The sequence below is a fragment of the Qipengyuania gaetbuli genome (genome assembly GCF_009827315.1).
Classification (GTDB): domain Bacteria; phylum Pseudomonadota; class Alphaproteobacteria; order Sphingomonadales; family Sphingomonadaceae; genus Qipengyuania; species Qipengyuania gaetbuli.
This window is the reverse complement of record NZ_WTYF01000004.1, coordinates 1737892-1752178: the sequence shown is the minus strand read 5'-3', so window position 1 is coordinate 1752178 and position 14287 is coordinate 1737892. Positions and strand designations below refer to the sequence as shown.

Below are 14287 nucleotides of genomic sequence, written 5' to 3'. Positions count from 1 at the left end.
GGTATGCGGCAGGCGTAGTAAAAATAGGGTTAAGGTTAACGCAGGCCTCACCCTGCAGGCGGTTACAGGAGGTAACGCATCCTGATGGTCATGGCCTTGTCCTTGTCGGCCATGTCGAAGGCGGCTTCGCTGAATTTCGGCGGTCCCATGCGCACGGGCGCATCGCGCGAGAAGCCGAAGCCTTCCTTGGGGATCATGCCGAGCGCGCGGTCGGCTTTGCCATTGGCATTCTCGTCATGGAGCAGCGCAATAGCGTAATGGCCCGGCTTCACCTGCTCGAAAGCGAAAGTCACCTGGCCCTGGTGCGCATCGACGCTGGTGGCGTGGTGTCCTGCGGCCTTCTTGCACTCGGGAAAATCGCTTTCCGAGCTGACTAGGCAGGCGCGCAGCAGGCCCTTGCCATTGCGCACATCGGTCACGGTCACCGTGATTTTCGACCCGTGGGCGGCGGGCGGTGGTGCCCCTGCGCCAAGCGCCAGCGCCGCCATCGGCAGGAAGAGAATGCGGTTGGTCATATGCGTTCACTCAGTCCCCGGTCGGTCCCGCACAGCCGGTCCCAGATCCGGAAATACAGGCCGTAATTGCAGCGGTATTCCTCGTGGTGCCGCTGGTGGTGGCTTGCGGTTATCAGCCAGCTTCCCAACCGAGAATGAACGAGGCGGCGGGGAAACATCTCCCAGCCCATGTGATTGGTCACGCCCATCACCGTCATGATGGCGAGCACGAGGCCCAGCATCGCGATGTGGATGGGGATGAAGAACACCAGCGCCGGAATGACCACGGCCCCGGTCAGCGCTTCCCACGGATGGAAGCTCATCGCCGCCCAGGCAGTCGGCGGGCGGCTGGCATGGTGCACGGCATGCATCGTGCGGAACAGCGAGGGGCGGTGCATCAGCCGGTGGGTCCAGTAGAACCAGGCGTCGTGCAGCACGAGATAGGCGAGCGGCGCCAGCGGCAGGTACCACAGCGGCATCGCATCCCATTCGGTATAGATCAGCGTCCAGCCGCGTTCCTGCCAGCCCCATGCGACCACGCCTGCAGGAATGCCGTAGATCGCCGCAGAAGCGAGCGACCAGCCGATTTCGCGCCTGATCTGGTCACCCAGCTTCGCGTGATAGCCGGGCCGCTTGATATTGGTGGCGAGCGCGAAGGCGCCGCTGGACGCGAAATAGCGCAGGGCAATGATGCCCGTCATGGCCACGGCCGATATTGCGATTGCGTCCCACATGATCCCGCCTGCACTTATGCCGCAGGAAGATGCCGATGCACAGACGCTAGTTCACTCCGCAGCGCCCCAGGGGCTGCAGTGTGGATCGGCGGCCACGGTCATGCGGCGCATGGCGGCGCGGGCGAGACGTTCGACCTCCACCTTGCGGCGCGCTGCCGCGAGTGGGTGGAGCGGGGCCGGGCGCACAATCTCGCCGTCATAGCCGTCGGCCACGACGATGCCGCAGCAATCGGGACGATAGCCGCCCCCTTCGAGCGGAGAGCGGTCGAGATGCGGCGGCACGCCCCAGTAGAAGCGGTCGCAGAAATCGAGATAGTCGGGCCATTTCCCATCGCCCAGTAAGTCGCCGCGCTGGACCTTGATCTCCACGATGACGACGCGCCCCTTGGGATCGAGGCCCATGAGATCGGCGCGGCGCCCGTTGCGCAGAGGGATTTCCGGCATCAGCCAGACATCGTTGCGGGCGAACAGGCGCATGATGCCCCGCGCCACTTCGACAGCGGTTTCGCCCGATTGCGCGGTGTCGGCGCGGTCGATCGCGGATGAATCACTCATGCCGCGTGGATGGAACAGAATGTGAACGCGGTCAAGCCGCCGCCGGCGTCACCCGTGCGGGACGAGTGCCACGATCGCATCGCGCGATGCGTGGAATTCGCGCCACAGCGTCAGGGCGGCGACGGTGGTGTCCTGGCCCCCTGCGCTCAGCGCGAGAAGCGCCCGCAGACCCGGCTGCATGATGGCGGCAAGGTCGTCGACGCCGCGCCGGACCAGCTCGTATTCGAAGCCTGCAAGCGCTTCTGCACGCTCCGGCAGGCCGGTGACCTCGGTGCCCTCTTCCGGGCGACCCAATTGGGCAAGCACGCCGATGGCGGCAGCGGCATCGTGTACCGCGCTCCACTGTTCGGCGAGCGTGGCGCGGTCCTGCTCACGGCGCAGGTCTTCGCCTGCCGGCGGCAGCATGATGGCATGCGACAGGTCGAATTCGTGGGTCAGCGCGTTCATGGGGGCAAGGTTAACCCCGTGCCGCTTGCCAAATTCCTAATGCCGCCGGCCCGCCGCGCGGAAATTTCACTGGCCCGCTCACGGCGCGCTTGCTAAGCGCCCCGCTCGCCTAGCGCGTCATGGCCAGGCACCCGTAGCTCAGCTGGATAGAGCGCTGCCCTCCGAAGGCAGAGGCCACAGGTTCGAATCCTGTCGGGTGCGCCAGTGACGTGCGTTCGCGCGGCGCTCGCATTGTCGCGGCGGCATCCCTACACTATCTGGAACCTACCACGGGCGAACCGCAATGGAGCGCGTCATTCACGATTACCGGCCTATGCATGATGCGACCGGCGAGATTCCATCGGGGATCGAGCCGCAGGCCGCGCCTGCGCCGCGCATTGTAATGATCCACAATCCGCGCTCGCACCGCAATCAGGGCAGCCCGGCCGAAACGGTCGCGGGCGCAGATGTGCGGCTGGTGCAGCCCTGCACCAAGGAGGAGCTGGCCGCAGAACTCGCGGACCTAGCGCGCAGCGGCATCGACCTGCTCGTCATCAGCGGCGGCGACGGCACGATCCGCGATGTGCTCACCCTTGGCCAGCCGGTCTTCGGCTCGCAATGGCCGGTGCTGGCGATCGTGCCGCAGGGCAAGACCAATGCCCTGAAGATCGATCTCGACCTGCCTGCGCAATGGGGCCTTGCCGAGGCGGTAGCGGCCTACCGGTCGGGCAAGCGCGCCCGTCGCCGCGCGCTGACCGTGGTCGAGGCGCAGCGAGAAGATGCCGTCCCGATGCTCGGCTTCGTGCTCGGTGCGGGCGCTTTCACGCTCGGCATCGAAGCGGGCCAGGAAGCGCACCGCATGGGGTTCTTCAATTCGCTGGCGGTGGGTGCTACAGCGGCCTGGGGCGTCATGCAGGTGCTCTTTTCCGGCAATGACAACCGCTGGCGCCGCGGCACGCGGATGGAACTGGCGTTCGAGCCGTCGGGCGAACCGATGCCGCATTCGCGCCACGGTGCCCCCGATCGCCGCCACATTATGCTCGCCTCGACCTTCGAGCGCCTGCCCGGCAATATCCAGCTGTTCGGCAAGCGGCAGGCACCCATCCGCCTCGCGGTGCTCGACCGGCCCCGCCGGAGGATATTCGCGGTTCTCCCCGCCATCCTTGCCGGCTGGCATCCGCGCTGGCTGGCGGGCGCGGGCCTCCACCATATTTCTGCCGAGGCATTCTCCTTCGACGTCGAGGAGCCTTTCATCCTCGACGGCGAGCATTTCCCTGCCGGACGCTATGTGGTTGGGCAGGGTCCCAAAATGGAATTCGTGACGGCGTGAGCGCGGCGCTCGACCAGCGGATTGCAGCATCGCTTGGCGCTGAAGTGCGGCCGGAGGTCGCGGCCTATGCACGGATGCTCGGCGATGAAGCAGGCGCCAGCGCCGTGTTGTTCTACGGCTCTAACCTGAGGACAGGATCGCTCGAGGGCGTGCTCGATTTCTACGTTCTGCTGCCGGGCGCTCAAGCCGAACGCATCTGGCCGAAGGTGAGCTACCGCGAATGGGAATACGGCGGCGAAACGCTGCGCGCCAAGATCGCCACCATGTCGCTCGCCCAGTTCGCCCAGGCTGCCAGCGGGCAAAGCCGCGACACGACGATCTGGACGCGGTTCGTCCAGCCGAGCGCGCTCATTTGGAGCGCCGACGATGACGTACGACAATCGGTCCACGAGGCAATCGCCGCGGCAGCGAAATCGGCAGCGCGCTTCGCGGCCGCGCTCGGCCCGTCAGAGGGCGAGGCCGAGGCCGAGGCGTATTGGCGCGCGCTGTTCCAGGCGACCTACCGGGCGGAATTCCGGGTCGAAAAGCCGGGGCGCGAGGATTCGATCCTGTCGGTCAACCGCGACCATTTCGACGGGCTGCTCCCGCTCGCATGGGAGACACAGGGCATCGCTTTTTCGCAGGAAGGCGATCGCTTGGCCCCCCAGCTGGACGAAGCGAGCCGCCGGGCTATCCTGCGCGAATGGCGCGAACGCGAAAAGCTGGGAAAAGCGCTCAACATCCTGCGGCTGGCAAAGGCGACCACGACGTTCGAGGGTGCTGCACGCTACGGTGCCTGGAAGCTGCACCGCCACACGGGCATCGAACTGGAGGTCACGCCGTTCCGCGAGAAGCACCCGCTGCTCGCCATGCCGGGCGCGGCATGGGAGTTGTGGCGGGCGCGCCGCCGAGCGGCAAAAGCTCAGCGGTAACGCATCCGGATCGAAATCGATTCGACCGAATTGCCGACGTTGAAGGCCACCTTCTTGTAGTTCGGCTTGCCGAGGTTGAAGAGGTTGATGCTCGGGTTGTTCGACATCGCTCCGCCGTCGCCGAAGATGTCGGTCTTGCCATTGCCGTTGAGATCGTGGCGCACTGCAATGCCATAGCTGCCCGGCTCTGCAATCGGCATGCAGAAGCGCATGGTGCCAGCCGTCGCCGGCGCTTCCATGCGGGTGAGCCAGCGGCCCTTTTCCAGCCAGTCACGCTCTGTCGCGCGATAGGACTGAATGCGCAGCGTACCGCGGCCTCCCTTGATGCCGGTGATCGACACCCAGACACCCGGCTTGCCGGCCTGGCAACGCGCCGGGTCGTGCGGGATTTCCTGCCCGTAGCGGGTCTGGGCTAGCGCAGGTGCAGAGAGCGCGAGCGCGCCCAGCGCAACAGCGCTGCCGGCAATGGCGATGGATCGGACGGTCATGTTCGGCCCCGTGAATTGCTTCGTAACGTGGACGAGGTGCAAAGACATCTCGCCACAATCTTTCGCGACGCTTCTAGCAAATTGCGCTGAATTGCGCCTGAATTGCGATACTGCCGCGCGTTCAGCCAATGCTTAGCCGGCCATTTTCAAGCGTGACGATCCAGTCGGCCATCTCGCGCAGCTTGCCGCGATGAGCGATGGCGATAACGGTGGTCTTGCCGGCCAACTCCCGTAGCGCCGCCGCAATCGCCTCCTCGCTGCCGGCATCTAGCGCGCTGGTCGCCTCGTCGAGAATTATGAGGTCGGGTTTGCGCATCAGGGCGCGGGCGAGCGCGATGCGCTGCTTTTCGCCTCCGGACAAGGCGCGGCCCGCATTGCCAAGGTCGCAGTCGAGACCGCCAGGCAGGGAGTGCACGAAGCCGGCGTGGGCGGCCCCCAGCGCCTGCATCATTTGCGCTTCGTCGGCCTCCGGTTCTACGAACAGGAAGTTGTCCCTCACACTGGCCGAAAAGAGCACCGGCTCCTGCTGCACATAGGCCACGCGCTTGCGCCAGGCGATGCGGTTGACCTCGGTGAGCGCTACGCCGTCGACTGTAATCGCTCCGGCATCGGGGCCGGTGAGACCGGCGCACAGGTCTGCTAGCGTGCTCTTGCCCGCACCCGACGGCCCGCACAGCGCGACCATGGTTCCTGCAGCGATTTCGAGGTCGATATGCTCGAGCGCGCTGTGACCTTCGCGATGGGCGTAGCCGACACCGTGCATGGCAAGCACGCGCTGGAGCTTGGGCACCTGCTCCGCGCCGAGCGCTTCGGCGTGCTGCAGCCCGCGTTCAGTCATGGAGAGCGCGCGGTCGAGCGCGGACGCGGCATGGGCCCAGCCCTGTGCGCTGGCCTGAAGCTCGCCAACCTGCGGCAAGGCGCGGACGAACAGCGCCGCCAGTGCGAGGACCACAGCAAGCGGCATGGCGAAAACTTCGAGTGCTACCCAGACGCCGAGTGCGGCGAGGACCGCGCCAAACAGTTGCAGCATCGCATGGGCAAGCGAGCTCGAAAGGACATAGCCGCGCTCCACCGCGCGCAGATCGCCGAGCGCGCCGGCGATCCGCCGGGACTGCGCCTTCTCCCTGCCGAAACTCTTGATCACCCGCAGGGCGCGCAGGCTTTCGCCCAGCCTTGCGTGGAGCTCGTCATACCGCGCGGACAGAAGCTCGCCCAGCTTGCGGGCGCGTCGACGCATCGGCGACAGCAGCACGAGTGCGAGTGCGCCGAGGCCAAATCCCGCAAGCGCGGCGAGCGGAGAAATGACCAGCGCGGCAATGCTGAGAGCGCCTAGCGAGGCAGCGAGCCGCACGAGAGTGCCGCATAGCTCGACCGCATAGCTGCAACGCTCGATGTCGGTGATCAGCAGCGCCTCCGCCTCGCCCTCGGCAAGGCCCGAGGACCAGCGCCAGCCCGCGCCAAGCACGGCATCGACCGCGCGAAGCCGCAAGCCGTCCACCACGGCAATGCGCAGGTCCTGCACGGCCAGCCTGCGCAGGACTTCCACCCCCGCCCGGATAGCCACGAGAATGACGAACACGCCAAGCAGGCCCTCAATCGGCCAGCGCGACAGGGCGAGGCCGAGCGGCATCTCGGCGCCGCCCAGGGCAGCGAGCAGGGGCACGAGCAGGACGAAGCCCGCCCCCTCGGTGATAGCGGCCAGCAGCGAAAGGGCGACCACCGCTGCGAAGCGCCTCCTTCCTCCGGCGGCGATTACCTCGCGCAGCGCTTGTCGTGATGCCATGAGCAGGGTCTATGCGTCAGCCGGCCCGCAGGTCAAAGCCCATGCTAGAAGTCGTTCCGGTTTTCGACGTGTCCGACGTAGCGCGCCGCGAGGATCGCGCGCGGCAGGGCTGCGAGGCGCGACCACTCCTGTTCCCAGCTGAAGTCCGTTGCGGGCGGCCAATCCTCGATCAGGCCGACCAGGCGATCGATATCGAGCGCCTCGCCGAGGAAAGGGTGGTCGCGGGCCGCCTCGAGCGTCGCGATCATCTCTGCACGGACCGGCGTCATGCGTGCATGCCAGTCGACATTGTGCTGGCCGTGGAGCCGATTGGTGCGGATTGCCTCGGGGATCCGACCTTTGCCGACGAGACGCGCCAGGCGGCGCTCCATGCCATCCCGCGCGAAGGCTTCCAACGGAAGGGAGAAGCAGAATTCGACGAGCGGGCGGTACGCCATCACGTCGCGCTTCCTGATGCCGTAAAGCTGCTCGAAGGCGAGGTCCACGTCGAAGGCGGAGCTGTCCGCATTGGCGAACTCGCGCGCGACCGCATCTGCCCGGCTGCGGTCGTGCGTGAAATCCTCCCACTCACCCGACGTACCGCGCGACTTTGCGCGGGCGGCCTGAGAGGCGCGCGCCTCGGGCGAGAGCGGCGAGAGCAGCGCGGTCATGTCGCGCCTCGCCGGGTGCACCAGGCGACGTGCCAGCTTGCGCAGCGCCGCCGGTAGATGCGGCAGGACCGAGAGGGCGAGCAGTTTGCGCCACAGCGGCCTCGTATCGCCCGGCCGGTTACACAACAGCCCGACCAGCTCGCCCCAGCGCCCCTTCCGCGCATATTCGCAATACCCGTAGCGGCCCGCATCGCTCAGCGTCGCATTGCCCATGTCGGCGGTCAGGAGCGTATCGCAGCCCAGCTCGCGCGCTTTCTCGTAGACGCAATGCATCATGCCGACATTGCCGAGGCCCTGCGCGAATACCTCGCTTGCCGCAAAGATTTCGCGCGCGCGGCGGTCGAAGGGGCCGACATCGTCGCTCGCCCTGTGCCAGTCGAGCCGAGGTTGCTGTGCCGCGAATTCCCCGGCCAAGGCGCTCTCGTCGCCCAGGGTGCCGGGCTCGTCGCGGCCGTCCCAGCGCCGGTCCGGGACGAAGGTGATTGCCGGAAGCGTGCGACCTTCTGGAAGGCTCTCGAGCAGCGAGGCGGTGACGAGCGGGGAATCGAGCCCCGCCGACAGGGTGACTGCAGGTTTCGCCGCCCAGGCAAGAGCCTTGCTCGCCGCCTCGTCGAGCAGTTCCCTCGCCCTTTCGACAGCCCCGCCTTCGTCATACGCCAAGCCGCTCGCGGAGACGGGCGGCTTGTACCAGCGGTCGAGAATTTTCCTTTCCGCGGAGAGAGTGACAGTCGCGCCAAGCGGGACCCTCAGCACGCCCTTGTGCCAGGCGGTTTCCTCGAGACAGCGCCAGTCGAAGGCGAGTTCGTCGACCATCCGCTCGTAATCGAGCTCGCGCGGGGTGCCGGCAGCGAAGAGCACGCGCATCATAGGGGATGCAATGCACTCCCCGTCCGCGTGGCGATAATAGAGCGGCGGCGCGCTCCACGGTGACCGAGCGACTCGCAGGCGCCCATCGCCCCAAGCGGCGATCGCGGCATAGTTTCCGACGATGCGCCGGTCGGCGTCGTCACCCCAGGCAGCCAGGGCGGCGGCGTAGAGGTTGGCGGGGTTGGCCGCTTCCACGTGCAGCAATTCCGCGATTTCGTCGGCATTGTCGATCCAGCCCGAGAAGGCGGCCTCGATTCCGTCCGAACTTCCCAGGAAATCGCGCTGTCCGGCCAGCAGGGCAAGGCCCGGCTTTTCGCGCAGCGACGCGGCACTGCGGGTGTATCTGCCCAGCGCCTTGCTGGCATCGTCGAGGTGCGGGGAAGGTTCGCCGCTCCATCTGCGGAGAGCGGCTATCATCGATGGCGCTGCCGCGCTGTCAGGAGTGCCCGATGGCCGACGACTGCCTGTTGCCGCCGGGCGGCCCGGCAATATCGCGGATCGTGCCGAGGCGCACCAGTTCGGGCTTGGTCCAGGCCGGCTTGGGCGAATTCTGCTGTTTCATCGAAGATCGACCTTTCGCCTGCGAACATATCATGGGCCGGTGCCAAGTCAAAAGCTCCGCGATTACTTGGCCGGGCCGATGAGTGCCGCCGCCCTCAATTTTTCCACGAAAGCGGCGATATCGGTTTCAAGGGTGGCAGCATCGACATCGAAGGCGGCGGCAAGGTGCTCGGCAATCTGCGCCTCGTCGCGCTGACCATCGATGGCGTCCCAAACCGAGCGGGCCGTCCCGCTGAGCGAGAACAGCTCGCCCCCGCCGAGATGGACGATCAGCAATTCCCCGTCGACATCGGTAGCGGCGAAATTTCCGGTCAGCTTGTGCAATGCGGCCATGGCCCCTGCCTAATCCGCCCGGCTGCGGCTTCCAAGCCCCTCTGCCGTGGAAAAGGCGGGGTGCGCGCCTTGTGGCGGCGCCCCCCGCGCGCGTAGGCGAAAAGATAGGCTCAACTCGCGACAGACCGGACAAGCGAACATGGCAGCCCCGCTGATTTCTCCTTCCATCCTTTCGGCCGATTTCGCCCGGCTCGGCGAAGAAGTGCGCGCCGTCGATGCTGCGGGCGCTGACTGGATCCATATCGACGTGATGGACGGGCATTACGTGCCCAACATCACTATTGGCCCGGCTGTCGTGAAGGCGCTGCGGCCCCATTCGGACAAGCCGTTCGACGTGCACCTGATGATCGCGCCGATCGACCCCTATCTCGAAGCTTTTGCCGAAGCGGGGGCGGATATCATCACCGTGCATCCCGAAGCCGGCCCGCACATCCACCGCACGCTGCAGGCCATTCGCGGCCTCGGCAAAAAGGCGGGCGTCGTGCTCAATCCCGGCACTGCGGTCGAGGCACTGGATTACCTGCTCGAGGACGTCGACCTCGTCCTCGTGATGAGCGTCAATCCGGGCTTCGGCGGGCAGAGCTTCATCCATTCGCAGCTGCGCAAGATCGAGGCGATCAGGAAGCGCATCGATGCGCTGGGCAAGGACATCCGGCTGGAAGTCGACGGCGGCGTCGATCCTGTCACCGCGCCGCTGTGCGTCGACGCGGGCGCCGACGTGCTGGTCGCAGGATCTGCGACTTTCCGCGGCGGGCCGGACAAATACGCATCGAATATCGCCGCCTTGCAGGGATTGGGATGATGGAGGGCCACGCCGACCTGCTCAGCGCCGTTCGCGAAGATGCGCCGGACGACGACCAGGTCGCGCTGCCTCTCGGTTCTGCCGAAGAGTCGCTGGTGACCTCTCCCGCTATCACCGAACCGGAAGCCGAGATCGAACCGGCGCGCGCACTGGTGCTCGCCGATTTCCAGCCACCGCGAACTGGTCCGCTCCACACCGCCATGCGCTGGGCCTATCGTATCGGCATTCCGGGACAGGTGCTGTCCTCGCCGCTGCGCAAACCGGCGAAACCGCGCCTTCTGGGCACGGTCGAAAGCCCGCTGGTAGGCAACCGTTCTGCAGGTGTCGCGCTGAGGGCCGGGCTGTTCATGGCAGGCGGGATGAAGCTGCCGCTCGGCAAGCTCGATTTCGGGTCGCCGTCGAAACTCGCGCCCCCTTTCGTGCGCTCGGTGCACGGCTTCACTTGGATGCGCGACTTGGCGGCCAGCGCACCGCGCACGCAATGCGTCGGCACGGCTGGCGACCTGTTCGCCTCGTGGCTGCAGGCCAATCCGCAGGTCGGCAAGGGGCCGGCATGGACCGTGGAACTGGCTGGCCTGCGCCTCCTCAACTGGATCGTCCACGCGCCGATCCTGCTGACCGGCGATGGCGAGCGGTTGAAGACCAAATATCTCGATGCGCTGGAAACCACCGCGCGCTGGCTCGACCGGAATGTCACCGGCGTTGACGACCGGTTGGCACAGGCCGCCGGCTGGTCCGGGATTGTCGCTGCCGGGCTGCTGATGCCCGACGGCTGGGCACGGCGACTCTATGGCGAGGCGGGCCTGCTCAAGACGCTCGGCGAAATGGTCGGCGAGGATGGGGGCGTCCTGTCGCGCTCGCCCAGCGCGCAGGCAGAGGCCGTGGCGCTGCTGGTAGAAGTGCGCGCCTGTTATGCGGCGGCCGGACGTGCCCACCCTGCCGCGCTGGACACCATGCTCGGCCTGCTGGTGCCCGCGCTGCTGTCGCTCCGCATGGGTGACCGCGGCGTCGGCAGCTGGCAGGGCTCTGCGGCGATGAGCGAAGAGACGCTCGATGCGATCGTCACTGCCAGCGGCGTTCGCGCCCGCCCGATGGTGGAGGCCAAGCAGTGGGGCTACCAGCGCATCCGTGCACGCGATGCGCTGTTGGTATTCGACGCCGCGCCCCCGCCGAAGCCCAAGCATGCGCGGCACGCCTGTGCCTCCACGCTGGCCTTCGAATATTCGCACGGCGCCCAGCGTATCATCGTCAATTGCGGCGGCGCGGAACTGGCGGGCGCGCTGGTCCCGTCGCGGATCGAACAGGGCCTGCGCGGCACCTCGGCCCATTCCACGCTGGTGCTCGATGATGCGAATTCGACCGCCATCCTGCTCCACGGCCAGATCGGCAAGGGTGTGGAAGAGGTCGATTGCACCCGCGATACCGTTGCGCAGGGCACCAAGAACGCCACGCGGCTGGAAGCGGCGCACAACGGCTATGCCGCGCGATTCGGCCTCATCCACCGCCGCATCCTCATGCTTTCCGACGAAGGCACCGAGCTGCGCGGCGAAGACGTGCTCGAACCTTCGGGGCGCAAGGGCAAGCGCGGCAAGATCGGCTTTGCCATGCGCTTCCACCTGGGGCGCGCCATCGAGGCGCGCGTGACCGAGGATGGGCGCGGCGTCCACCTCGCCATGCCCGATGCAAGCTACTGGCAATTCCGCCTCGGAGGGGATACCGGCGAGGCCGCATGCAGCGTCGAGGATTCGCTCTGGGTCGATGGCCAGGGCCGGCCGCACGGGACGCAGCAAATCGTGGTCGAAGGACTGACTGCCCGCAGCGGGGGGCGTTTCCCCTGGCTGCTCAAACGAATGGGGTAATTTTCACGTGAGCGAAGTGGCGATCAAGCGGGCACTGCTGTCGGTGTCCGACAAGAGCGGATTGGTGGATCTGGGCAAGGCGCTGGCCGCGCGCGGCGTGGAACTGGTGTCGACCGGCGGCACTGCTAAGGCGCTGCGCGAAGCGGGTCTCGACGTGCGTGATGTCTCCGACCTCACCGGCTTCCCCGAGATGATGGATGGCCGCGTGAAGACGCTGCACCCGATGGTCCACGGCGGCCTCCTCGCCGTGCGCGACAATCCCGAACACGCCGCCGCCATGGACGAACACGCCATCGGAGCGATCGATCTCGTGGTGGTCAATCTTTACCCGTTCGAGGCGACCGTGATGCGCGGTGCAGAGCGTGACGAGATCATCGAGAACATCGATATCGGCGGCCCCTCGATGGTCCGTTCTGCGGCCAAGAACCACCAATTCGTCACCATCGTCACCGATCCTGCCGATTACGGCACGCTCGTCGCCGAACTGGAAGCGAGCGGTGCGACCACGCTGGAATTCCGCCGCAAATGCGCGGCCAAGGCCTTTGCCGCCACGGCCGCCTATGACAGCATGATCAGCCAGTGGTTCGCCTTTGCCGACCAGCAGCAGCTGTTCCCCGACTTCCTCGCCGTCAACGGCAAGGCTCCGGTCGAACTGCGCTATGGCGAAAACCCGCACCAGAAGGCGGCGCTCTACACGCCGACAGGTCCGCACGGGCGCGGCATTGCGCAGGCCGAACAGCTGCAGGGCAAGGAACTCAGCTACAACAATTACAACGATGCCGATGCGGCGCTGGAACTCTGCGCCGAATTCGCTGGCGGGGAGCCAGCGGTGGTGATCGTCAAGCACGCCAACCCCTGTGGCGTGGCGCAGGCCCCGAGCCTGCTCGAGGCGTGGAACGAGGCGCTTGCCTGCGACAGCGTGTCGGCTTTCGGCGGCATCGTTGCGGTGAACACCGAGCTCGACGGCCCGACCGCCGAAGCGATCTGCGAAATCTTCACCGAGGTCGTCATCGCTCCTTCGGTGAGCGAGGAGGCCAAGGCCGCTTTCGCCAAGAAGAAGAACCTGCGCCTGCTCGTCACCGGCGACCGGCCCGATCCGCGCCGCGGCGGCCTGCTGGTCAAGCCGATCACCGGCGGCCTGCTGGTCCAGACGCGCGACAATGGTGCCATCACCGAGGCCGATCTCAAGGTGGTGACCCAGCGCGCCCCGACGGAGCAGGAACTGAAGGACTGCCTGTTCGCCTGGACCGTGGCGCGCCACGTCAAGTCGAACGCCATCGTCTATGCGAAGGACGGTGCGACCGCGGGAATCGGCGCGGGACAGATGAACCGCCGCGACAGCTCGCGCATTGCAGCAATGAAGGCTGCTGAAGCGGCCGAGAAGTACGGCTGGGACCAGAGCCGGACTGTCGGCAGCGCAGTTGCCTCGGACGCCTTCTTCCCCTTCGCCGACGGCCTGCTCGCTGCAGCCGAGGCAGGGGCGACCGCAATCATCCAGCCGGGCGGTTCGATCCGCGATGAGGAAGTGATCGCTGCCGCCGACGAGCAGGGCCTCGCGATGGTCTTCACCGGGATGCGCCATTTCCGCCACTGATCACCCGGCTGATCGCCTGAACGAATTACAACCATCGCATTAACCGTGTTGCAATCGGTACGCCTGTAACCAGATGGGCAAGCGTACCGAAAGACCTGCGATGAATCTCTTCAGCTCCGACCTCTATCGCAACTTCGGCATCGGCTTTCTTGCCGGCGCCGCCCTCGTTGCCGCCTCCAACGGCCACGCGCTGATCGCGGCGATCCCCGCCCTGTTCTGATGCGCAGCTTCGCTTCCGGCCTCGCTGCAATCGCGCTTCTCGCGGTTTCGGCCTGCCAGGAGCCCGCCCTCGCCGCCGAAAGCGTGGTCGAGGCCCCCGCGGCCAAGCGAATCGCGAAAGAGGGCAAGGGCCTCAAGACCGCCATTTTCGCAGGCGGCTGTTTCTGGGGCGTCGAAGCCGTCTTCAGCCACACCAAGGGTGTCACCAGCGCCGTTTCCGGATACCACGGCGGAACCGCGCGGCAGGCCGATTACAAGCTGGTTTCGTCGGGCGTCACCGACCATGTCGAAGTGGTGAAGGTCACGTACGATCCGTCGGTCATCCGCTATGACGAACTGCTGCGCATCTTCTTCTCGGTCATTGCCGATCCGACGCTCAAGGACCGGCAGGGCCCCGACCGCGGCGCGCATTACAATGCCGAACTGGTTCCGATGTCTGCCGAACAGCTGGCCGTGGCCAAGGCCTACCTCGCCCAGATGAAGGCGAGCGGCAAATGGTCGCGCCCGATCGTCACCGACATCGTGCGCGCGCAGGCATTCTATCCGGCCGAGACCTATCACCAGGATTTCGCCGCGAAGAATCCTCGCCATCCCTATATCCTGCGCTGGGACGCGCCGAAGGTTGCTGCCCTCAAGCGGCTCTACCCCTCTCAGTACCGGGCCGAGTTCCGCCGCAACTAG

General features: G+C 66.5%; 16 protein-coding genes and 1 tRNA gene. 8 read left to right on the top strand and 9 right to left on the bottom strand.

Annotated features, from left to right (window positions below):
• Window positions 1-62: 62 nt before the first annotated feature.
• From GRI42_RS11025 to GRI42_RS11010, 4 genes are read right to left on the bottom strand one after another with little or no spacing between them, the layout of a single operon-like run.
• The gene (locus tag GRI42_RS11025; protein ID WP_160608537.1) at window positions 63-515 is read right to left on the bottom strand and encodes a DUF2141 domain-containing protein; all 453 of its coding nucleotides are present in this window, start codon (window positions 513-515) and stop codon (window positions 63-65) included.
• Window positions 512-1228, bottom strand: coding sequence for a sterol desaturase family protein (locus GRI42_RS11020; RefSeq protein ID WP_160608536.1), 717 nt, complete (start codon window positions 1226-1228; stop codon window positions 512-514). Before GRI42_RS11020 ends, GRI42_RS11025 begins: the two co-directional genes overlap by 4 nt.
• Before the next feature lie 51 nt (window positions 1229-1279).
• Window positions 1280-1783, bottom strand: a complete 504-nt coding sequence (locus GRI42_RS11015; protein WP_160608535.1) for an MmcB family DNA repair protein — start codon at window positions 1781-1783, stop codon at window positions 1280-1282.
• A 48-nt stretch (window positions 1784-1831) separates the two neighbouring features.
• Complete coding sequence (locus GRI42_RS11010; RefSeq protein ID WP_160608534.1) at window positions 1832-2230, bottom strand: hypothetical protein; 399 nt, start codon at window positions 2228-2230, stop codon at window positions 1832-1834.
• 127 nt (window positions 2231-2357) lie between these two features.
• Between GRI42_RS11010 and GRI42_RS11005 the strand changes: the two genes are divergently transcribed.
• From GRI42_RS11005 to GRI42_RS10995, 3 genes are all read left to right on the top strand, one after another.
• A tRNA-Arg gene (locus tag GRI42_RS11005) sits at window positions 2358-2434 on the top strand.
• 79 nt (window positions 2435-2513) lie between these two features.
• Complete coding sequence (locus GRI42_RS11000) at window positions 2514-3539, top strand: diacylglycerol/lipid kinase family protein (RefSeq protein WP_160608533.1); 1026 nt, start codon at window positions 2514-2516, stop codon at window positions 3537-3539.
• Window positions 3536-4450: a hypothetical protein gene (locus tag GRI42_RS10995; protein WP_160608532.1), complete on the top strand. Its 915-nt coding sequence runs from the start codon at window positions 3536-3538 to the stop codon at window positions 4448-4450. The genes GRI42_RS11000 and GRI42_RS10995 overlap by 4 nt, the downstream gene beginning before the upstream one ends.
• Here the strand turns inward: GRI42_RS10995 and GRI42_RS10990 are convergent.
• The 5 genes from GRI42_RS10990 to GRI42_RS10975 form a co-directional block, all read right to left on the bottom strand.
• On the bottom strand, window positions 4441-4938 hold the full coding sequence (locus GRI42_RS10990) for a DUF2141 domain-containing protein (protein WP_160608531.1): 498 nt from the start codon (window positions 4936-4938) through the stop codon (window positions 4441-4443). The two genes, GRI42_RS10995 and GRI42_RS10990, sit on opposite strands and share 10 nt — an antisense overlap.
• Before the next feature lie 121 nt (window positions 4939-5059).
• Window positions 5060-6721: an ABC transporter ATP-binding protein gene (locus GRI42_RS10985; RefSeq protein ID WP_160608530.1), complete on the bottom strand. Its 1662-nt coding sequence runs from the start codon at window positions 6719-6721 to the stop codon at window positions 5060-5062.
• 44 nt (window positions 6722-6765) lie between these two features.
• A complete protein-coding gene (locus tag GRI42_RS10980; RefSeq protein ID WP_160608529.1) occupies window positions 6766-8655 on the bottom strand; it encodes an asparagine synthase-related protein in 1890 nt (629 codons plus the stop codon).
• A 19-nt stretch (window positions 8656-8674) separates the two neighbouring features.
• Window positions 8675-8800, bottom strand: a complete 126-nt coding sequence (locus tag GRI42_RS14085; protein ID WP_267904390.1) for a hypothetical protein — start codon at window positions 8798-8800, stop codon at window positions 8675-8677.
• 62 nt (window positions 8801-8862) lie between these two features.
• Entirely contained in the window at window positions 8863-9132 is a 270-nt protein-coding gene (locus tag GRI42_RS10975; RefSeq protein ID WP_160608528.1) for a PqqD family protein, read from the bottom strand.
• 139 nt (window positions 9133-9271) lie between these two features.
• On the opposite strand from GRI42_RS10975, the gene rpe reads away from it, so the two are divergent.
• The 5 genes from rpe (at window position 9272) to msrA (ending at window position 14287) form a co-directional block, all read left to right on the top strand.
• On the top strand, window positions 9272-9934 hold the full coding sequence (gene rpe, locus GRI42_RS10970; RefSeq protein ID WP_160608527.1) for a ribulose-phosphate 3-epimerase: 663 nt from the start codon (window positions 9272-9274) through the stop codon (window positions 9932-9934).
• Window positions 9931-11793, top strand: coding sequence for a heparinase II/III family protein (locus tag GRI42_RS10965; protein ID WP_160608526.1), 1863 nt, complete (start codon window positions 9931-9933; stop codon window positions 11791-11793). The genes rpe and GRI42_RS10965 overlap by 4 nt, the downstream gene beginning before the upstream one ends.
• Before the next feature lie 7 nt (window positions 11794-11800).
• Window positions 11801-13387 carry a bifunctional phosphoribosylaminoimidazolecarboxamide formyltransferase/IMP cyclohydrolase gene (gene purH / locus GRI42_RS10960; RefSeq protein ID WP_160608525.1) on the top strand — a complete coding sequence of 529 codons (1587 nt, stop codon included), beginning with the start codon at window positions 11801-11803 and terminating at the stop codon, window positions 13385-13387.
• Between the two features lie 73 nt (window positions 13388-13460).
• Window positions 13461-13607 (top strand): hypothetical protein, encoded by a 147-nt coding sequence (locus GRI42_RS13985; RefSeq protein ID WP_234033938.1) that lies wholly within the window; start codon window positions 13461-13463, stop codon window positions 13605-13607.
• Window positions 13607-14287 carry a peptide-methionine (S)-S-oxide reductase MsrA gene (msrA, locus tag GRI42_RS10955; protein WP_160608524.1) on the top strand — a complete coding sequence of 227 codons (681 nt, stop codon included), beginning with the start codon at window positions 13607-13609 and terminating at the stop codon, window positions 14285-14287. Before GRI42_RS13985 ends, msrA begins: the two co-directional genes overlap by 1 nt.